This window comes from Salinispora sp. H7-4 (assembly GCF_013416675.1).
Classification (GTDB): Bacteria; Actinomycetota; Actinomycetes; order Mycobacteriales; family Micromonosporaceae; genus Micromonospora; species Micromonospora vitiensis.
Genome location: NZ_JABZED010000044.1, coordinates 73,373 through 92,514, shown reverse-complemented (window position 1 = coordinate 92,514; position 19,142 = coordinate 73,373). Strand labels below are relative to the sequence as shown.

The 19,142-nt window shown below is 67.1% G+C and carries 17 protein-coding genes and 2 pseudogenes; 3 read left to right on the top strand and 16 right to left on the bottom strand.

All coding sequences use genetic code 11. From position 1 onward, the window contains the following. Window positions 1–45: 45 nt before the first annotated feature. From H0524_RS25645 to H0524_RS17470, 11 genes and pseudogenes are all read right to left on the bottom strand, one after another. Window positions 46–186, bottom strand: a pseudogene (locus H0524_RS25645) (type II toxin-antitoxin system RelE/ParE family toxin); the annotation flags it as partial. 55 nt (window positions 187–241) lie between these two features. Beyond that, window positions 242–589: a hypothetical protein gene (locus H0524_RS17510; protein WP_180199606.1), complete on the bottom strand. Its 348-nt coding sequence runs from the start codon at window positions 587–589 to the stop codon at window positions 242–244. 190 nt (window positions 590–779) lie between these two features. Continuing rightward, a complete protein-coding gene (locus H0524_RS25640) occupies window positions 780–1,205 on the bottom strand; it encodes a DUF4279 domain-containing protein (protein WP_375372010.1) in 426 nt (141 codons plus the stop codon). Window positions 1,206–1,626: 421 nt separating this feature from the next. After that, entirely contained in the window at window positions 1,627–2,073 is a 447-nt protein-coding gene (locus H0524_RS17500; RefSeq protein ID WP_180199604.1) for a DUF4240 domain-containing protein, read from the bottom strand. Window positions 2,074–2,081: 8 nt separating this feature from the next. Next, on the bottom strand, window positions 2,082–2,384 hold the full coding sequence (locus tag H0524_RS25635) for a GIY-YIG nuclease family protein (RefSeq protein ID WP_375372009.1): 303 nt from the start codon (window positions 2,382–2,384) through the stop codon (window positions 2,082–2,084). Between the two features lie 975 nt (window positions 2,385–3,359). Then, complete coding sequence (locus tag H0524_RS25630) at window positions 3,360–3,749, bottom strand: DUF6188 family protein (RefSeq protein ID WP_375372008.1); 390 nt, start codon at window positions 3,747–3,749, stop codon at window positions 3,360–3,362. A 617-nt stretch (window positions 3,750–4,366) separates the two neighbouring features. Then, window positions 4,367–4,609 carry a type II toxin-antitoxin system RelE/ParE family toxin gene (locus tag H0524_RS17490; protein ID WP_018732983.1) on the bottom strand — a complete coding sequence of 81 codons (243 nt, stop codon included), beginning with the start codon at window positions 4,607–4,609 and terminating at the stop codon, window positions 4,367–4,369. Further along, window positions 4,606–4,905, bottom strand: a complete 300-nt coding sequence (locus H0524_RS17485) for a type II toxin-antitoxin system Phd/YefM family antitoxin (protein WP_180199603.1) — start codon at window positions 4,903–4,905, stop codon at window positions 4,606–4,608. The genes H0524_RS17490 and H0524_RS17485 overlap by 4 nt, the downstream gene beginning before the upstream one ends. A 557-nt stretch (window positions 4,906–5,462) precedes the next feature. Beyond that, entirely contained in the window at window positions 5,463–5,693 is a 231-nt protein-coding gene (locus H0524_RS17480; protein WP_180199602.1) for a hypothetical protein, read from the bottom strand. Continuing rightward, a pseudogene (locus tag H0524_RS17475) lies at window positions 5,690–6,037 on the bottom strand (colicin E3/pyocin S6 family cytotoxin); the annotation flags it as partial. The gene H0524_RS17480 and the pseudogene H0524_RS17475, both read right to left, overlap by 4 nt. A 414-nt stretch (window positions 6,038–6,451) precedes the next feature. Further along, entirely contained in the window at window positions 6,452–7,705 is a 1,254-nt protein-coding gene (locus tag H0524_RS17470) for an MFS transporter (protein ID WP_180199601.1), read from the bottom strand. Window positions 7,706–7,777: 72 nt separating this feature from the next. Between H0524_RS17470 and H0524_RS17465 the strand changes: the two genes are divergently transcribed. After that, a complete protein-coding gene (locus tag H0524_RS17465; protein WP_180199600.1) occupies window positions 7,778–8,686 on the top strand; it encodes a LysR family transcriptional regulator in 909 nt (302 codons plus the stop codon). Between the two features lie 59 nt (window positions 8,687–8,745). Here H0524_RS17465 and H0524_RS17460 read toward each other — a convergent pair whose 3' ends face one another. From H0524_RS17460 to H0524_RS17440, 5 genes are all read right to left on the bottom strand, one after another. After that, on the bottom strand, window positions 8,746–9,453 hold the full coding sequence (locus H0524_RS17460; RefSeq protein ID WP_180199599.1) for a cation transporter: 708 nt from the start codon (window positions 9,451–9,453) through the stop codon (window positions 8,746–8,748). After that, complete coding sequence (locus H0524_RS17455; RefSeq protein ID WP_180199598.1) at window positions 9,450–9,803, bottom strand: helix-turn-helix transcriptional regulator; 354 nt, start codon at window positions 9,801–9,803, stop codon at window positions 9,450–9,452. Before H0524_RS17455 ends, H0524_RS17460 begins: the two co-directional genes overlap by 4 nt. Window positions 9,804–9,909: 106 nt before the next feature. Then, on the bottom strand, window positions 9,910–11,781 hold the full coding sequence (locus tag H0524_RS17450; RefSeq protein ID WP_180199597.1) for an adenylyl cyclase: 1,872 nt from the start codon (window positions 11,779–11,781) through the stop codon (window positions 9,910–9,912). A gap of 127 nt (window positions 11,782–11,908) precedes the next feature. Then, window positions 11,909–12,763: an alpha/beta fold hydrolase gene (locus H0524_RS17445; protein WP_180199596.1), complete on the bottom strand. Its 855-nt coding sequence runs from the start codon at window positions 12,761–12,763 to the stop codon at window positions 11,909–11,911. A 159-nt stretch (window positions 12,764–12,922) separates the two neighbouring features. Continuing rightward, the gene (locus H0524_RS17440; RefSeq protein ID WP_180199595.1) at window positions 12,923–14,197 is read right to left on the bottom strand and encodes a hypothetical protein; all 1,275 of its coding nucleotides are present in this window, start codon (window positions 14,195–14,197) and stop codon (window positions 12,923–12,925) included. A 280-nt stretch (window positions 14,198–14,477) separates the two neighbouring features. On the opposite strand from H0524_RS17440, the gene H0524_RS17435 reads away from it, so the two are divergent. Both H0524_RS17435 and H0524_RS17430 read left to right on the top strand, forming a co-directional pair. After that, a complete protein-coding gene (locus H0524_RS17435; RefSeq protein WP_180199594.1) occupies window positions 14,478–16,586 on the top strand; it encodes a type IIA DNA topoisomerase subunit B in 2,109 nt (702 codons plus the stop codon). 71 nt (window positions 16,587–16,657) lie between these two features. Then, window positions 16,658–19,141, top strand: coding sequence for a DNA topoisomerase (ATP-hydrolyzing) subunit A (locus H0524_RS17430; RefSeq protein ID WP_180199593.1), 2,484 nt, complete (start codon window positions 16,658–16,660; stop codon window positions 19,139–19,141). Window position 19,142: the final 1 nt, after the last annotated feature.

Genomic DNA, 19,142 nt, shown 5'->3' with positions numbered 1-19,142 from the left:
GTGCACCCGGGTCCGGGACGAGGCCGCTGAACCGAGATTGCCTACGAGGTCTTTGCGGTGTCCGGCGGCGTGAATAGTCAACTCGTCGCCGTGGAGGCGGTAGCGGACTCGGTAGTCACCGGCACGCAATTGACGTCCGGATCCGTCGCGCATGTTGGTCGAGCGCTGCGGTAGGGGGCCGGAGACCGTCAACATCGTCTCTCAACTGACCGTGCGTCAATCATTTTGCTCGCAGCCGCACCTATTCCACAAGTGTAACCACTAGTGGTTCCGAATTGTGCGATAGGAATTCATGGTCAGGCAGGTATTCAACATGAAGATGAGAAGTGTAGTCACCTTCTGTGGCAAATTCTCCAACGGTTGCCGCCAGCATTTTCATCTCCGCCACCCCGCCCTGAATCTCCAGAACCTCGTGATCAGATGAAACCGAGACCAAAACCGGCCCCGACGTCCACCTGATCTTGATTAACGATAGCGCTTTGCTGTAGGGTGAAGGTTTACCACTTGGATCGAGACGACAACCCTCCCGACCCAAGCGTAGCTCCTCCGCCACTCTCAACAGCTCGAGGATGGTGCCAGTGAGTTCCATCTCGCCAGTGGCGTTAGCCCAAAGGACACGCATTTATGATCTCGTAATCGCTTTACGGATAATAATCACCAGGCCTAGTGGTTGACGGATTGATCGGGGTAAGGGGGTCTTTGAGTGGACCTTTGGCCACTGTCTGATCATAAGGCAGAGCCGGAGTCGACACACTCCCGAACCCGAACAGAGGCCATCGTTACTCCAGATATTGGTCCACATCTACAAATGCGCCAACGTCCGCAAGAAATTTAAGGGCGTTCCCATCTAACGAGAACCCCGGCCCATGGGGGTCATCGTCGGAAATCCATTGGATAATCTTTAGTTTGACTTCGCAGCCAGACTTTTTAACTCCCATAATAGCATTACGCAATGGAATGGCTCGACAAAGCAGTCGCTCTATCACCTCGGAAATCGCCACGGAACGCCGGCCGCTTTCACGAATCTCCCACGAATGCTCCTTGGCGGGAAACGGCAGGGTTGATCCCGGACGGACCTTCCCCTTCCCTAGCGACCTGTCCGGGGGGACTCCGACAGCCGCAGTGAGCGCTTCCACGTCAACCGCATCACTTATAATGACAAGCGCTGCGACCCGCACATTCCTGTCGTCAGACACGTTCAGCATCCTGTGCCCGGCATATAGAAACTTCCATCCTCGTTTGCGTATGTAGAAATAGGAGTTCGATCTTTACCTTGTTTGGGGATAAGAAAGAGATAACCGGACCTCTTGTCGACATAGATGTCATAGTGCGAACACTTTCGTCCCTCACCCAATCACACCTTCCTTGAATTCGTGAACGTTTCACACCATGGTGTCAGCTGACTATCCTTGACCTTTTCAAGGAAGATAGATCCGGATTCAGTGCCGGATGCCCATCCTCATTGTTGTTGTGCACCAGGACTCGCGTTTTGCCGGCTACCACATAGTACGCACGCCGAAAGGGTAGGAGGCCCCCTTGAAAGCGATAGCGGCGATACTCTGCGTCGACCAGTTCGGTTCGTGCTAGCAATTCTTGGGACAGCAGGAACGACACACCATTCGACAACTACCACTCAGACTCATTAGACCCCGTCTCGTAATCAACCGCAGAAACATACTCCCAAGGAGTTCCCGTCTTTCTCTCGTACGCCTTTTGAGCGACGTAAAGGATCCGCTCCGAGCTTGGGAGGTAGGAGTGAGTGTAACCTTGAAAGGGCCGAGAACCGGCCAAGACCGACTCAAAGGCCACCTCACCTGCAACCACCACCGCACAACGATTATAGAGGAACGAATCGCTTGATTGACTTCTGTCGGTGTCTATGGTCGGAAGATCAGCATAGGTTCTACGATCTAAACGAAAGAGAGCACTGGCAAGAAGATCTTCGAAGGAAGTTATTTCCTCCACCTCCCTGCCAGCCAACTCCTCTTCCAGCGCACTAAAGGGTTCGCGCTCGTCAGCGACTGGATACCCGCCAATCAAGGCAATGAGACGCCAGAACTCTTGAAAGGTCATCGCAATCCTCAAGGAAACCTTCGTTTCAATCCGGGCGAATTTACCTCGTTAGCCAACTTCTCCTTTCCGCCCAGCAGCTCAATCACATCTGCCTCAACAGCCTCACGTTTCGCCTGAGAACCCCATACATTGATACAAATAACATGCCCATCAGGATCCCGCCGACCCCTTCGGGCATGCTTGCCTAGCCGATCCTGGAAACTGGCAGCTTGACCAACGTACGGCAACCCCGCCTTCTTATCCTGTAAGATATAGACCCCTTGATCATTACCGCAGTTGTGAACGAGGACCGGGGTGTTGCCGGCTATCACATAGTACGTGTGGCATATTTACCGCCTGCTCGGAGAGTAACCTACGACGACATGTCGTTGACCTGCACTTTCGTCGACTGCAACAGCGACGGCTCGCGGTGCAGGACCTGGTTGACGGCAACGGTGACGGCAACACGGACAGACACCACCGCACACCACCGCACGCCGCAGAGGACTGGCGGTTCCCCGTTGGACACCTACAACGCCCTCTCCCCGAACGGCTGGCCCAGGCCGCGGACGACGGACCTGCGAGCGGCGCGAGCGCACGAAGGCCTCTCCCGGACTCAACGGCGCTACACGTCGCCCTGCAACCGCCCTACCGGCACCCCCTCGACCCGGAGACCACGCACAGGCCCCACAAGCCACCGACACCACCCGGGCAGACACCTGACGGCACCCGCCCCGCCACCGCACCACCCAGCCGCCAACAAGCCGACCAGAGCACCGAGCACAGCAGCCACGGGAGCGAGCTGGTCCAAATTTGCTCTACCTAATCAAGAGCGGCCCGGCATAGCCGGGCCGCCCGCACGCGCTACAGGCCTACGGCCCCGCGCGCACGCCCGCAAGTGCGATGCCGCCCAAACGGCAGTATGCCCGTTGGCAGTAGACAGCGGCCGTGACGATCCCTTCACCAAGCAGCCTCAGCTATCAGATCCGGGGATCGACGCCGCACCACTATGCGGCAGGCCACCGACCATGCAGCACGCAGGGATCGAGCGTAGGCACTGAATCGGCGGTTATCGATCCAGATCTCCCGCTGACGGCAACCGTGACGGCAACCCGAGTGGACCCGAACGACCATAGATGCCCTCCCATCACGGATCGTGACCGCCGATTACGGCCATGGCGGGCTGGACGACGGCCAGGCCACGGCACAACACTGATCATCAGTACGCGCCTTCCGCTCGGTTGAGCCGATGCCCCGTCGAGGCACGACAGCGTCCATTCGAATAGCAAGCGCACAGGAGAGATTCTTTACGAGGAGTCCCATTCACCCCAGAACGCAATCTCACCACCAGGCAAGCACGTCAACCGCCTTCCGTTCGGCCCGACAATACCCCAAGCCTCGTACTCGGCATGCGGAGCAACGATCAGTTGGGCTCCACTCTCAAATGTTACTTCTAGATCGCCACCGTTCCCTACGTCAGCCAAGCCGACGCTATCGCGCACTAGCTGCGCGAGGTGGATGGCGGCAGCGGCTGGGGATTCCGGGTCGAACCGTACCAGGTCACCAGCAGGCGTCTTAATGATCGAATCGGTCTCCACACGCAGTTCATAGTCCCCACTAGTAAGGATCGTGAGAGCAGCACCGAAGCAAACACGAGTTACCAATTGGCCTTCAACGTTCAAGTCCACGTCTACCATCCAACCGGGGTCGGAAACGTGCCGTCGGGATTCATTGGGATATGGGTTTCGGCCTTTGAGTCTGGCTTCCCATTGAGCCCGATCGGCTGACCGTGCCTGTTATAAAAGCGTACGTACCCATTTGGATACTGAGCGTTCGGGTTCATAGTGCGGACCATGTTCGCGTTCCCGGTCGCTCCAGGAGCTTGCCAGACAGTTCCCTTACCATTATCGGCCGTCCTCGCTGTCCAATCATCTCCGACTCCAGCAGGACGATGGGGACCGGGCGCCGGAACGTCACACGGTCCGGTGTTGTGCACCAGCACTGGCGTCCTGCCGGCTACCACATAGTACGTGTGGGGCCAACAGCGGCGTCACGCTAGGTAATGACGGGCCCCACCTGCACGTCCGCTTACGGTTCTGCCCGGCGAATATCAGCGTCGTCGATGCTGACAGCAGTCATGACAGCAACACCGACGCACGCCCGGCAACAAGGGCGGCCTGTTGACCCGGACTACCACTGATGGACGCCCCACCCCTGCCGGCTCGAGCGCACCCCGGCGTCGGGCGACCGCTCCCTGGATGGCCCTTGACCAGGAGCCCACTATGGCCGGACATGGCCACCGGACCCAGGCGGTTTACGAGTAGACGTCCTTGCGATGCCCGACGTCATGGACGGTCAATTCGTCACCGTCGAGGCGGTAGAGCACCCGGTAGTCACCGACGCGCAACCGACGCCCGGATCCATCCCGCATCTCAGTCGAGTTCTGCGGCGCAGGATCGGACACCAGGCCGAGAATCGCGCTCAGGACCGTCAGGAAGACGTTGCGGGGCTGCTTGTGCAGCCAGACCAGTACATCCCGGTCGATCTGCACCTTCACGCCGCCGCACCTCCGGCCCGGTCGGCCAGCAGCGCCTCCACCTCACGAGGATCAACCCCAAGCGACTCAAGAGCCGCCGACAGCGGCACGAACTCACCCTCGGCACGGGAATGAGCGATCACCGCAGAGTCCCGACGGTCTCGGAACGCCTCGATCTCCTCCCACTCGTCGATACCGACCAGGACGGCCACGGGCCGCTCGTACTTGGTGATGATGACCGGCTCACCGGTTCGCTCCACCCCGTCCAGCACCCGACCCGCGCCATCACGGAACTCCCGCAACGTAATCCTCGCCATGCACCACACCGTACCACGCGGTACCGTTCGGCCTGAGGGGAAGCGTCGCAGCCCCGAGACCCCGACCAACGGACCCCGCCGCCGACGGAGCCACTGGGCTAGAAACTGCTTCACCTAATCAAGAGCGCCCGGCTACGCCGGACGCACGCGCACGCGCTACAGCCGTTCCGGCCCGCGCGCACGCGCCCACGCAACAGAACACCCGAACCCGCCAGACGCAGCCAGCCACCGGCGCGACAGCAAGCAGTCATCAGGGGACACCAGGCCGTGACGATCCCTTCACCGAGCAAGCGACGCCGTGGCTTCCGGGGATCGACGCCCCGCCGCTACGCGCCGCGCCACCGACACCCTCGGGCACTGTCGCCGTCGTTAGATCACATCGCTCAATCTACATACGTACGAATTAATTGACAGCAGCCGTGACAGCAACCCACGCGAACAACCACGCCCATCAGCACACAGTCGAGTGGCACCAATACAGTGGGTAGTTGACATGCTCTGCGACCGGCAAGGACGGGTGGCCTTGGCGATCAAGGCCACCCGTAGTTCGGTCTCGCCTACATCCGGAACTCTATGAAATAGTCGAACCTTTCTGAGTCGATTTCAATCGAATATTCCCTCTGCAGGCGATCGAGACTTTCACCTATGACCGGGAACGAGTCTCCCCGCAAGTTAGGATAGTCGCCAACAAGCGACTTGACGACGTCTTCGTCAAAAGAATCCGGGAGCTGAACCTCCGATTCAAAGGCATCGCCGAACTTCTCATACGCGAGCACTACCCAGCTCATCGCCCACAGGTCCGTCCTGCAATAGGACCTTTAGGCCTACCCTTGCTGTCTGTCATCATCTCGCCAGTGCTCGGATCAAAGGCTCCGAGGTGCTTGCCCTTCTTATTGTATTTCTCAACCTCGCCATGCTGCGAGTCCCACTCATAAATGAACTTCTTGTCTTCCCAGAGTGCACGCGTTCCTCCACCGCCCTGGACGGAAGTTCGCGGCTTGACGCGCCGCGCGTCGGGGAATCCAGGTAGCTCTTTCGGTGCTGGAGTATATCCACCGGAATTATGGACCAACACCGGCGTGTTGCCGGCTACCACATAGTACGTGTGGAGGCCGTCAACGGTGAGGTTGTGCACTCGTCCCTGGCGGAGAGCTTTGGCAATCGCGGTGATCTGGATCCAGGTTCGGCCGAGGCCCGCAGCCCATGCGGGGCTTGAATTGCTCGCGGTGACCGGTCCTGGCCCCGCGTAGCCGGTTCGGTGTGTTCAGCGGTGGAGATAGCCGGTCCGGGCTTTGGAGTCCCGGGGCGAGGGAGCGGCCTTGGCCTGGCCCGGGGCCAGGAGGGTCACCATGGCGGGTCATGGGGGTCTGAGGCCAGATGGATCCGGGTGCGCAGCTGCCACCGTATCCCCGTCAATGGCCTGTCGGTGTTCGCGCCGTTGTCTGCCCGCACAGGCACAGGCACAGGCACAGGCACAGGCGCAGGCACCAGGATGGACCTGGCCCGCCGTTCATCGGTGAGGTCGTTACCACGTGGCACCTGAAGGTCAGCAGACGGCCGTGCGGGCATCCGCTTTCGACGGCTTGCTGGTGACGGGTCTCCGGGACAACCCGGCCGCGCCGACTGCGGCGGTGATCTGGAGGAGCCCGGTGGTCAGGAGTACGGCCTCGGATCCTGCCGAGCCGATCAGGGCTCCGCCAGCCAGCAACCCCAGGGAGGTGCCTCCGGAGTGCAGGACTGTCTCTGCGGTGAAGGCCGCCCGGCGTTCGGGGCCCTGGGTCTGCTCGCTGATCAGAGCGTTCAGGGCGGCGAGCCCCCACGGCATCGCGGCTCCGCCCACTGCGGCCACGGCGGCGACACCGGTCAGGCTCGGTGCCACCAGCGGCAAGGCGACGAACACGGCCCCGAGCACGACCCAGGAGAGCAGCATCGCCGCCATCCGCGGCAGGCGGTCGATGACCACCGGCACCAGCAGGGAGGCGGCCACGGATGCGGCCCCGTACCCGCTCATGCCCGCGGCGATGAGTGCGCCGGGCCGGTCGTGCTCGACCCCGAGTACGGCCAGGCCCAGGCTGAACCCGAACCAGCACATCCCGCCAACCCCGGCCATGAGCGCGCCGGTCGCGATCTGCGGGTGGGAACGGAGCACTGCCAGAGCAGAGACTGGCCGTCCCGGCGTGGCCGCTCCCGGACCGCCGCCCTGGCCTTCGTGGGATGTCGTGCTCCGGGCGGGGACGGCCAGGAAGGCGATCGCGGCCAGGGCGACCACGGCGGTCTCGCACCACAGCAGCGCGCTCGCGCCCAACATGGTCACGGCCCAGGCCCCAGCGGGTGGGGCGAAGATCATCGAGACTCGGTGGGCGAGGTCCTGCCAGGCCAACCACTTCGCTGGTCCGGTCCGGCCGCCGCGGGCGACGTGTTCGTCGGCTAGGTCGGAGACCAGGGATCGTTCGGCGGGGCCCAGCAGTGCGCCCGCGACTCCGGTCACCAGGCCCGAGGCGCACAGCGCGACCGCCCCGACCTGACCCGCCAGGGAGGCCACGGGGACGATGGCGAGCCCGGCGGCGTTCACGCCTGCCACTACCGCCAGGGCTCTCCCATCGGTGAGGCGGTCCCGCAGCCTTCTGCCCCACCAGCCCACTGTCAGCAGGGGCAGCCCGGCCATCCCGCCGACCAGCCCCGTGGTCCAGGCCTGTCCGGTCTCCTCCAGTGCGACCAGGGGCAGGGCGACGGCGGTCATCCTCGTCCCGACCCAGGTCACGAACGTGATCACGGTCAGTAGCAGCAGTCCTCTCCGCACGCACCGATCCTCAGCCGCCCTCCGCCGACCGGGTAGAGATCTCTTCGGGTAGCTGGCTCATACGCTGGGGGCATGAGACCCAGCCTGAAAGCCGAGGACCTGGTGCTGGTCGAGGCCGTGTCCCGGCACGGCTCGGTCGGGGCCGCGGCCAAGGAACTGCTGACCACCCAGCCCTCGGCCTCGCGTCGACTGGCCGCGCTGGAGCGCCGTCTGGGGATCAGGTTGTTCGAGCGGGACACGACCGGTGCCCGCCCGACGCCGGCCGGGCGGGAGCTGGCCCGGCGGGCCGTACGCCTGCTGGCTGACCTCGACGCCCTCCCCGCTCAGCTCGCCGCTGCGATGCAGGCCCCGTCGTTGAGCTTGGGCACGATCCAGGGGCTGGCCCCGATCGTGTTCACTGCCGCCCGGATCGAACTCGCGGGCGTGACACTTCAGGCCGAGGTCGAGCATGGCCCCACCCTGATCGGCCGGGTCCACCAGGGCCTGCTGGACGCGGCGATCGTCACGATCGCAGACCAGGCCGTCCTGCCCCACGGCCTCCAGGTCACCGGGCTCGGGGCCTCCCCGCTGGTCCTCGTCCTGCCCGCGGACACCGCACCCCTGGCTGCCGTCGGGAGGCGGGCGTTGGCGGGAAGGGAGGTGCTGTACTCCTCGATGGATCTGGCCGGTGGGCACCTGCACGCCGGGTTGACCGGGCTCGGCGCGCTCCCGCAGCCGGGCCCCACGATCGAGGCCACCCTGCGTATCGCCCGGCACCGCAAGGTCCCGGCCGTGGTTCCTGACATCGCCGCCCGCTGGTGGGATGACCGCACCGACCGCCTGCTGCCCTCCCCGGTGCCGGGGAAGGTCGTGCTCTCGCTGGTGAACCGGCCCCCGCGACCATCTCACCTGGCACAGGTGCTGCCTGCCCTGACCGCGCGGATCCTGGGCGTCGCGGAGGATGCACGGGGCAGGCCCGAGCTGGGCGTGGCTCGCCGGTAGCCGCGGCTCGGCAGCCGCTCGTCCCTGGCCTGCCGAGCACGCGCACCGCTGGAGAGCGGCTACGAACGGGGTGTGGCCGCGTCGGACTGGCACCCGTCGGTGCAGCTCGGTGCCGGGTCGGCGGTGGCGGTGGCGCGGGTGGGCGGCGCGCAGTCGTCGCACTGGTCACCCCGCCACGCCGCGATCCCCTCCCGCACCGCGACGGCCGCGATGACGAGCGCGGCGATCGGGTCTGCCCAGGACCAGCCGAGCCCGGCGTTGAGGAGCAGTCCCACGAGCAGCACCGCGGACAGGTACGTGCAGAGCGCGGTCTGGGTGGAGTCGGCCATGACGGTGGCCGAGCCGAGTTCCCGGCCGGTACGCCGCTTGGCGCGGACCAGCAGGGGCATGACGATCAGTGAGGCGACGGCGAGGCCGATGCCGACCGGGCTGGGGCTGGCGTCTCCGTCGCTGAGTAGCGCGCGCCCGGCGTCGACGGTGATCCAGGCGGCGAGGGCGAAGAACGAGACGCCGATCAGTCGCAGTGCCAGCCGTTCCCGCTCTTCCGGCACCCGGGAGCGGAACTGCCAGATCACCACGGCCGCGCTGGAGACCTCGACGAACGAGTCGAGGCCGAAGCCGATCAGCGCGGTGGAGGAGGCCGCCGCGCCGGCGGCGATCGCGACCAGGCCCTCCAGGAGGTTGTAGCCGGCGGTGGCGTAGGCCAGCCAGAGGCTGCGGCGGGACAGGAGCGCGCGTCGCTGGGGGGTCAGGGTGGAGGTGGTCACGCGTCGTCTCCTCGATCCGTGGACGAGCCGTACGTCGGGCAGAGGGCGACGGCTTCGCCGGTGGCGGCGAGGAGCTGTTCCGCCGAGCGCAGCAGGGCGGGCAGCTCTGGCCGGGCCAGCGCGTAGAACGACTGGCGACCCTCAACCCGGAAGTCGATCAGTTGACAGTCCCGCAGGCAGGAGAGGTGCTTCGAGACGGTCGACTGCGCCAGCCGCAGCTCGCGGGTCAGGTCCACCACCCGGGCCTCACCGCGGGTGAGCCGGTGCAGGATGGCCAGCCGGGCCGGGTCGCCGAGGGACCGGAACAGTGCGACGGCCGGTGTGAGCTCCGGAGCGGAATCAATCGTCACGCAGCGATGATAGCACCGCTGGTGCATCACTCTGGGGTGGCCGGCGCGGGTCGCGGTGCCCTGGTTGGCGCAGCGCGACCCGTGACCGGCGGTCAGCGGCGGGGGATCAGTCGACCGGGTATTCGGTGAGATAGACCGGCTGGCCGACGCGGGTGGTGTCGGCCGCCGCACCGATCCCGTTGACCACGTGGTCGATCGTGCCGGCGTTCAGGTTCACGGTCATCACGCGATGGAGCTGCACTCCGGGGCGGTCCGGCACCTCGAATCCGTTTTCGGTGTGGATCGACGGGTTGTTTCGGTTGTACACGTACACCCCGCCGGCGTAGAGCGTGTGGTGCCGTACCCGGTCGTTGACCTTGTAGCCGGCCCAGCCCTGCACGTCGCCCTTCATCCAGTCGGCCTGCGTGGGCGGGTCGTACGGCAGCTCGTTCTGGTAGAGGATCGTGGTGCCGTGCTCGCCGTTCCACACCGTGTTGTGGCGCTGGAAGTGCTCGACGAAGAGGCCGGTCGCGGTGACCCGGTCGCCGTTGATGATCGCGCCGTACCGCCCGGTGTTGGTACGCCAGCGGTCGGTGTCGCCCTTGACCCCCTCGGTGAAGTCCTCCACGCCGTGGTCGCCTCGCCACACCCAGGTGTGGTCGATCAACACGTCGTCGGCGTTGACCTCGAGCGCGGTGTGGGTGCGGCCGATGTGGGGCCCGCCGACCCGGAAGTACACGTCCGAGAGTGTGATCGGGTTCCGTGGGGTGCTGTGGTTGCGTCCGTGCCGTTTGCCGACCCGGAGCAGGACCGGCGACTCGTCGAGCCCCGCGTCGATGGTCACCCCGGCCACCACGACACCGGGTACGCCGGCGACGTTGAGCGGCGCGGCGCCGTCGACGGCGGTCAGGGTGGCGTGCCCCAGCCCGAGGACGACCGTGTCCGGCCGGCGGATCTCGATGCTGCGGGCGATGTCGTACCGGCCGGGGGTGAGCAGCAGGTGCTTGCCCCGCGCCAGTTCCCGGTTGATCTTCCGCACGGAGTCACCCGGCCGCGCGATGTGGAAGTCGCGGATCGGGATGGTCCGGCCGGCGGTGGGGCCCGTGGCCCAGGAGACGCCCCGGGTGTCGCGGCGGGCGGCCGGCACCCGTACCTGGTAGCGCCCCCGATCGTCGACGAAGAGGTACGGCTTCTCCCGGCTCAGCGGGGTGGTGTCGAGCGTCGTGTACGGCGGGTCGGGGAAGCTGTCGTCCTCGGGTGCGCCGGCAACGCCGGTGAAGACCTGGTTCCAGACGCCGTTGGACCAGCTGTCGATCTCGCTGTTGCGGGTCAGCCACTGCTGTTGCGAGCCGTTGACGATCTCGGGGAGCCGGGAGTCGGCGATGAACCCGCCGCTGGCGTACTGCGGGCCGGCGGTGCAGTAGTCCATCAGGGACAGGGTGCCGCCGCTGACATCGAGGCGGCGCATCGACACCGCCTGCGACACCGCCCAGAAGTTCGCCGAGGAGCGGCAGTCGTCCTGCCCGGCGGGGTCAATGCGCAGTGCCAGGTTGGACAGGGTGCGCCAGAAGTTGACCAGCGCGAGGCAGTTGCTGGTGCCCTCGTCGTCGAGGCAGCGGTTGTAGACCTCGATTTTTCCGTTGACCTGGACGTCGGTGGGGGTGGCACCGAGGCCGGAGACCTGGGTGTAGTAGCCGAGTTTCACCTGCAACGGCTGGTCGGCGCTGCCGTACTCGCCTGGCAGGAAGAGGTAGGCGTGCCGGTCGGTGCCCATCTCGGCGTCCACCTGCGCGGCGTGCCGCGCGTCCATGGTGGCTTGGATCTCGTCGAGGGGTGTCGCCGGGCTGAAGATCGTCACGTTGGGGCCGAAGTCGGGGGCGCCGGGGCGGGGTCCGCCGGCGCTGGCGGCGCCGGGGGCGGAGGCGGTGACGGCGACCATCAGCGCGAGGCTGAGCCCGAGGGCTCCGCGTACGCGTCGTCGTGGCTGGGGAAGGGGCATGCGTTCGTCCTCTCGTCACGCGGTGGGGAGAGAGCGCTCTCTCGGTGTTTCGCGGGGACGGCCTGAACGGGTGGGGGCTGACCCCGTTTCTACCCGGTGAGCAGGCTGGAGGGAAGAGGGTCGATGGCTACCCCTGGGTCGCGAACTGGGCGATTCGGGTGGCCAGCGGGGTCGCTGCGGTGCGCGTCCAGCTGAAGTGGTCGAGCCGGCTGCCGCCCGGCTCGGCCCGGTGGCGCTCGCGGGTGATGGGAGCGCTGGTGAGTTTGGCGCAGAGGTGGTCGAGGGTCTCGTGCGGGGTGTACTGGTCGTTGTCCACGCTGATCGCCAGCACCGGCGTGCGGAGATCGCGGAGCGCCGCCTCGGCATCCACTCCGTCCAGTCGGGGGAAGCGTCCGGTGCGGGCGGTGTAGGCCCAGTCCCGGACCACCCCGCGCGCCAGCCGGCCGCCGAACCCCCAGCCGGGCCAGACCCCGAGCAGCCGGGTGGCGACCGCGACCGTCTGGGAGAACGGGAGGACGCCGTAACCCCGCGGTCCGGGCGGATAGCTGCGCCACCAGGGGAGCCCGACGGCGACCAGGGCCAGACCATCCACATCGTGCCCGGGGGTCAGCGCCAAGTGCAGCAGCGCCGTCTGACCGCCCAGAGAGTGCCCGAGCAGGAGGGTGCGCCGGCCGTTTCGATGCTCCTTCAACGCCGCCAGCGCCGCGCCGACATCGGTGGCCAGCTCCGCGTACCCGTAGCGGCAGCGGCGGCTCGGGCGTGGTGTGCTCGCTCCGGTGCCGCGAAGGTCGGCTACCGCGACGCCGAGCCCGGCGGCACGGAGCGCGGTGGCGAACGGGCGGTAGTACCCCGCGGGTACGCCCATGGCGGGGGAGATCAGTACCAGCGGGGCGTCGGCGCTCTCCGCCGGCTCCGGATAGATCTGCAGACCGAGGCGGGCTCCGTCGACCTCGACGAATTCTTGCTGGTAATCCGCATTCACCAGCCCAATCTACGGGGTGGATCTACTGGCAGGTAACCAATCGGTGACTGTCGTCACGTCGATCCGGGTCGGGTTGGCGCCGGCGCATCGGGTAACACGGACGCCTCGCGGATCCGTTCGGGGTAACGGATCCACGAGGCGTCGGGGTGCGGTGAGGGGTCAGCTCACCGTGATCGTGCCGTTCGGGGAACGGACACAGGAGACCTCACGGGAACTCGTGGACGCGGCGCCGGTCAGGCACTGCCCGAGCGCCAGGTGGCCGGCGGCGTTCGGGTGCCAGGACTCCTGGCACGTCTGGAAGTAATCCACGCAGGTGTTGGCGATCCGGTTGATGTCGAGCTTGTCCGCCCCTTCGAGGCTGGTGACGTAGGTGCCGCTGGGTCCATCCATCAGGCGGACGGCGGTGGCGAGGGCGTGCTGCGGACCAGCCGTCGTCTCGCAGAGCCGGGCGCCGTCGAAGGCCTGCTGCACGTTGAGCAGGACCACGTCGGCGTTGGGGAACGCGCTGGTGACGTCGGTGTGGACCTGGCTCACCATGGTGCCCAGACCCTGCGAGAAACGGTGGCCGGGGGCGAGGCTGGCCCGGTGGATCGGGCATCCGGCGGCGTACCGTTCGCGGCCGAGGTCGCGGAACTTGTCCCGCGTGTCGTCCCGGTTGTCCTCCGTCCAGTAGGCGTGGTCCAGCTCCTCCGGCAACGGGTTCGTGTAGTCCTGGAGGACGACCCGGTGCTCGCCGTCGGCGTCCACCTCGGCGAGCGTGCTGAGGACCTGCTGCACCGCGGCGCTGGTCTCCGCGGTCGCCGCGGCGAGCTCGGCCTCGGTTGCCAGGTCGGCGTCGGAGCAGGGATCCTGTTCCACCGCCCAGGGCTCCGCCCAGAACTCCCACCAGCCGATCCAGGCGTCGGCGATGAACCGGTTCGCGCACTTCTCGGCCACCTTGCCAAAGGTGAACGAGCTGTTGTTCGAACCGACGCCGATGAGGACCAGGTCGATGTCGTGGGTTTGGGCCACCGCGCGGAGCTGGTCGAGCTGGGCGGCGACCTGGCGCCCGTTCGCCCGGTCGGCGGAGGCGTTGGCGATGTCGGCCGGGCGTCCGCCGGAGCAGGCGAGGTTGAAGCGGTCCTCGATGCCGGGCAGGTTGGCCCGGTGGAGTGAGGCGTTCGCTGAGCGGTGGCAGAAGTAGGCCGCGCTGTTCGACGCGGACCACCCGGGGAAGGTGCTGGTCTCCCCGTCGATGTCGACAACCGGAGCGTAGGCCCCGGCGCCCTCTCCGCTGATAAAGCTGTCTCCGAGTGCTACCGCGGCGGTGGGTGGTGCGCCGGCCGGAGCGGTGGGCGGTGTCTCGGCCAGAGCCGGCGATATGACCGTCGCAGAGAATGTGGTCGTGGCGACGGCGATGCCGGCGGCCAGGACGGTACGACCCAATCTGGACATGTGATGATCACCCCTATCGAGATGTGAAAGATCCGCTGGGAGGGGATCAGATCACCCATCGATCGATAGTGTCAATACTCACTAGTAACGAATCTCACGGCAGCGGGGTTTGTGGGTGTCGGCTCCGGCGCCGCGGCGCTCGGGGACGCCTGTCGCCTGGGTCACGGCCGGAATCGCCGGGGGACCCCGATCCGTTACTCCGGTTGTGGTCGGGCGAACGGGCCCAGCGGGGCCCGTCGGGGCCTACGGCTAGGCTCGCTGCGGCGTGCCGCACCGGCCAATGCCTACTGTGCGTGGCACCATACCCGCCGAGACCTGGGAGTACGACCAGTTGACCGCAGAGCCTGAGACCCTGTATGAGGCCGACGACCTCACGCATCTCGAGGGACTGGATGCTGTCCGTAAGCGTCCGGGGATGTACATCGGCTCGACGGACAGCCGTGGCGTGGGTCACCTCGTCAACGAGATCCTCGACAACTCCACCGATGAGGGGGTCGCCGGTCACGCGACCTCCATCGAGGTGACGCTGCACGCCGACGGATCGGTGCAGGTCGACGACGACGGTCGCGGTATCCCCACCGACGTGCACGCGAAGTCCGGAATATCGGGAGTCGAGCTGGTGCTCACCCGGCTGCACGCCGGTGGCAAGTTCGGTGGTTCCGGCTACAAGACCTCCGGTGGCCTGCACGGCGTCGGTGCCTCGGCGGTCAACGCCCTCTCCCGTCGGTTCGACGTGACGGTCCGTCGCGGTGGCAAGATCCACACGATGTCGTTCCGGCACGGGGTGCCGGGGGCGTTCGACGGCGACGGGCCGCAGGCGCCCTTCACCGCCGGCCCGGGCCTGCAGGTGATCGGTGCGGCGAAGCGCCAGCAGCGTACCGGCACCTCGATCCGTTACTGGTACGACCCGCGCTACTTCGAGGTCGGTGCCACGCTGGACGCCGACGCCGTACGGATGAAGCTGCGCAACACCGCCTTCCTGGTCCCCGGGGTCAGCTACCTGCTGCGGGACCACACCGGAGCGGAGCCGGTGGAGGAGCGGTTCCACTACCCCAACGGCCTGTCCGACATGGTGGACTTCCTCGCCCCGGCCGGCGACCGGCCGGTCTCCGGCACCCTGCTGGTCCGCGGCGAAGGGGCGTACCGGGAGAACGCCGCCGACGCCAACGGCGTGATGCAGGCCAATGTGCCGCGTCGCGCCGAGGTGGAGGTGGCCTTCCGCTGGGGCACCGGTTACGAGCGGACCGTGGAGTGCTTCACCAACACCATCCGCAACGCGCACGGCGGCACCCACCGCAAGGGCTTCGAGCGGGCCCTGACGCGGACCCTCGCCGAGGCCATCCGAAACACCCGTGGCCTGCTCAAGGCCAAGGAGGATCCGCCCACGCTGGACGACATCCTCGAGGGTCTGACCGCGGTCGTGCACGTGCGCGTCCCGGAGCCGCAGTTCACCTCCCAGACCAAGGATGAGCTCTCCACCGCCGGTATCACCAAGGTGCTCCAGCGCCTGGTCGAGCAGCACCTCAAGGCCTGGCTGGAGGAGCGCAAGACCAAGACCGAGGCGCGGACCGTCCTCCAGAAGATCGCCGACGCCGCCCGGGTCCGGCTCACCCAGAAGCAGCAGAAGGAGGCGGCGCGGCGTAAGACCGCCCTGGAGGGCGCGTCGATGCCGGCGAAGCTGGTCGACTGCCGGTCCACCGGGGTGGAGCGCAGCGAGATGTTCATCGTCGAGGGGGACAGCGCCCTCGGCACGGCGCGGTTGGCCCGCTCGTCGGAGTACCAGGCGTTGCTGCCGATCCGCGGCAAGATCCTGAACGTACAGAAGGCGAACCTTCAGCAGGTGCTGGACAACGCCGAGTGCGCCGCGATCGTGCAGGTGCTGGGGGCCGGGTCGGGGCGCACCTTCGACCTCTCCGCCGTACGGTACGGCCGGGTTCTGATCATGGCCGACGCCGACGTGGACGGCGCGCACATCAGGACGCTGCTGATCACGCTCTTCGCCCGGTACATGCGACCGTTGATCGAGGCCGGCCGGTTGTATGCGGCGATGCCGCCCCTGCACAAGATCACCACAAGGGGCCGCAAGCCGCAGACCATCTACACCTACACCCAGGAGGAGATGGAGGCGACCGTCCGGCGACTGGAGCAGGCGGGCAAGCAGATCGTCACCCCGATCCCGCGGTTCAAGGGTCTGGGCGAGATGGACGCCGACGAGTTGTGGGAGACCACGATGAACCCGGCCGGACGGGCGGTCCGCCGGATCACGCTGGAGGACGCCGAGGAAGCCGAGCGGGTCCTGGAACTGCTGATGGGGGAGAAGGTGGAGCCCCGTCGGAACTGGCTGATCGCCTCCGCCGACCGGGTCGACCGCGAGGCGATCGACGCATGAGACCCGGACCGGCCGCGGATCACGTGGGCACCGGCACGAGCACGGAAACAGTCCGAGGGGAAAGCTGAGTCATGGCACGCCGCAAGGGCCCGAAGGTCGACCTGTCCGCGTTCGACCAGGCGGGCGCCCGGGTTTTCGACAATCCGCTGGTCACCGAGGTCTCCGACTCCTACCTGGAGTACGCGTTCTCGGTCATCCACTCCCGCGCCCTGCCGGACGCCCGAGACGGGCTCAAGCCGGTGCACCGGCGCATCCTCTGGTCGATGTACGAGTCCGGCCACCGTCCGGACCGGGGGCACGTCAAGTCGGCTCGGGTGGTCGGCGACGTGATGGGTAAGTACCACCCGCACAGCGATGTGGCGATCTATGACGCGCTGGTCCGGCTGGCGCAGGACTTCTCCCTGAACGCACCCCTGATCGACGGGCACGGCAACTTCGGCAGCCCCGACGACGGCCCGGCCGCGGCCCGCTACACCGAGGCCCGGATGTCGCGGGAGGCGATGCTACTCGTCGGTGAGCTGGGCGAGGAGACGGTTGACCTGGGGCCGAACTACGACGGTTCATTGACCCAGCCCACCGTGCTGCCGGCCGCCTTCCCGAACCTGCTGGTCAACGGTGCCTCGGGGATCGCGGTCGGAATGGCGACCAACATGATCCCGCACAACCTGGGTGAGGTGGTCTCCGCCGCCCGCTGGCTGATCAACCACCCGGACGCGACGCTGGACAAGCTGATGGAGTTCGTGCCGGGGCCGGACCTGCCGACCGGCGGGCTGCTGCTCGGCCTGGACGAGGTGCGGCGGGCCTACGAGACCGGCCGTGGCGTGGTGCGGATGCGCGCCAAGGTGGAGATCGGCCCGATCGAGGGCAGCCGCGGCCGGCAGGCGATCACCGTCGTCGAACTGCCCTACGGCATCGGCGCCGAGAAGGTCATCGCCGCCGTCACCAACGAGGTCACGAAGACCAAGCGGCTCACCGGGATCGCCGACGTCAAGGACCTCACCGACCGGGAGAACGGCACCCGGCTGGTCATCGAGTGCAAGGTCGGGGTGAATCCACAGGTACTCCTCGCCGACCTCTACCGGCTGACCCCGCTGGAGCAGTCGTTCGGCGTCAACAATCTGGTGCTGGTGGACGGGCAGCCGCAGACCCTGGGGCTCAAGGCCCTACTGGAGGTCTTCCTGGCCCACCGGTACGAGGTGGTGACCCGACGCAGCGCGTACCGGAAGCGTCGACGGGAGGAACGGCTGCACCTGGTGGATGGGCTGCTGGTCGCGCTGCTCGACATCGACCGGGTGGTCAAGCTGATCCGGGGCAGCGAGGACGCGCAGGCCGCGAAGGACGCTCTTATGCGGCGCTTCGGGCTCTCCGAGATCCAGGCGACCTACATCCTCGACACACCGCTGCGCCGGCTCACCAGGTACGACCGGTTGGAGTTGGAGGCCGAGCAGGAGAAGCTGCGCGGCGAGATCGCCGAGCTGTCCCGGCTCCTGGACGATCCGAAGATCCTGCGGAAGGTCGTCTCCGGCGAACTGGGCGCGGTGCTGAAACAGTTCGCCGCGCCGCGCCGTACCACCCTGGTGGACGGGGACCTGAAGGAGGTGCTCGCCGCGTCCGCGCCGGCCGGCCCGCTGGAGGTCGCCGACGACCCCTGCCAGGTGATCCTCTCGTCTACCGGGCTGGTCGCCCGGACCGCCGCCGAGTCGGAGGAGGCGGTCGAGGGACACCGCCGGCATGGCCGGGTCCGGCACGACGCGGTACGCGCCGTCGCCCACTCCACGGCCCGCGGCAAAGTACTGCTGGTCACCAGTGGCGGCCGGGCGTTCAAGGTGGACGTGCTGCCGTTGCCGGTGTTACCGGAGCAGTCCGGGACGGTCTCCCTGCGCGGTGGGATGTCCGCGGCCGAGTTGGTGCCGTTGGCGCCGGGGGAGACGGTGGTGGGGATCGCGCCGCTCGGTGCGTCCGCGGCGGGCTCGCCAGGGCTGGCGCTCGGTACTCGGCAGGGCATGGTGAAGGTCGCTGCGCCGGACTGGCCGGTGCGCGCCGATGAGTTCGAAGTGATCACCCTCCGGGACGGGGACGAGGTGGTCGGGGCGACCTGGTTGACCGATGGAGCAGAGAGCCTCGCCTTCGTCACCTCGGAGGCGTCGCTGCTGCGCTACCCGGCGGGGTCGGTCCGTTCGCAGGGGTTGCGGGGCGGTGGCGTCGCCGGAGTCAGCGTCCCCGATTCCGCGCGAGTGGTCTACTTCGGGGCGGTTCGCACCGACGATCCTGCCCACGGTGAGCCGATGGTGGTCACCTCGACCGGCGCCACGGTGAAGGTGACACCGTTCGCGGCCTATCCGGCGAAGGGGCGGGCGACCAGCGGCGTACGCTCCCAGCGCTTCCTCAAGGGGGAGACCGAGGTGGTCGTCGCCTGGGTCGGTCCGCGTCCGGCCGGTGCGACAGCGAACGGCGAGCCGGTGGAGCTACCGGCGGCCGACCCACGCCGGGACGGCAGCGGGTTCGCCGTGCTGCTCGGCCCCGCGGTGATCGGCCACCAGATCGAGCGCGACTGAC

Excerpts from the sequence above, each read along its gene's own strand:
- H0524_RS17510 (WP_180199606.1), bottom strand. The coding sequence starts at position 589 with ATGGAACTCACTGGCACCATCCTCGAGCTGTTGAGAGTGGCGGAGGAG.
- H0524_RS25640 (WP_375372010.1), bottom strand. The coding sequence starts at position 1,205 with ATGCTGAACGTGTCTGACGACAGGAATGTGCGGGTCGCAGCGCTTGTC.
- H0524_RS17500 (WP_180199604.1), bottom strand. The coding sequence starts at position 2,073 with ATGACCTTTCAAGAGTTCTGGCGTCTCATTGCCTTGATTGGCGGGTAT.
- H0524_RS25630 (WP_375372008.1), bottom strand. The coding sequence starts at position 3,749 with ATGGTAGACGTGGACTTGAACGTTGAAGGCCAATTGGTAACTCGTGTT.
- H0524_RS17485 (WP_180199603.1), bottom strand. The coding sequence starts at position 4,905 with ATGGCGAGGATTACGTTGCGGGAGTTCCGTGATGGCGCGGGTCGGGTG.
- H0524_RS17480 (WP_180199602.1), bottom strand. The coding sequence starts at position 5,693 with ATGAGCTGGGTAGTGCTCGCGTATGAGAAGTTCGGCGATGCCTTTGAA.
- H0524_RS17465 (WP_180199600.1), top strand. The coding sequence starts at position 7,778 with ATGAGACCCAGCCTGAAAGCCGAGGACCTGGTGCTGGTCGAGGCCGTG.
- H0524_RS17450 (WP_180199597.1), bottom strand. The coding sequence starts at position 11,781 with ATGCCCCTTCCCCAGCCACGACGACGCGTACGCGGAGCCCTCGGGCTC.
- H0524_RS17440 (WP_180199595.1), bottom strand. The coding sequence starts at position 14,197 with ATGTCCAGATTGGGTCGTACCGTCCTGGCCGCCGGCATCGCCGTCGCC.
- H0524_RS17435 (WP_180199594.1), top strand. The coding sequence starts at position 14,478 with ATGCCTACTGTGCGTGGCACCATACCCGCCGAGACCTGGGAGTACGAC.
- H0524_RS17430 (WP_180199593.1), top strand. The coding sequence starts at position 16,658 with ATGGCACGCCGCAAGGGCCCGAAGGTCGACCTGTCCGCGTTCGACCAG.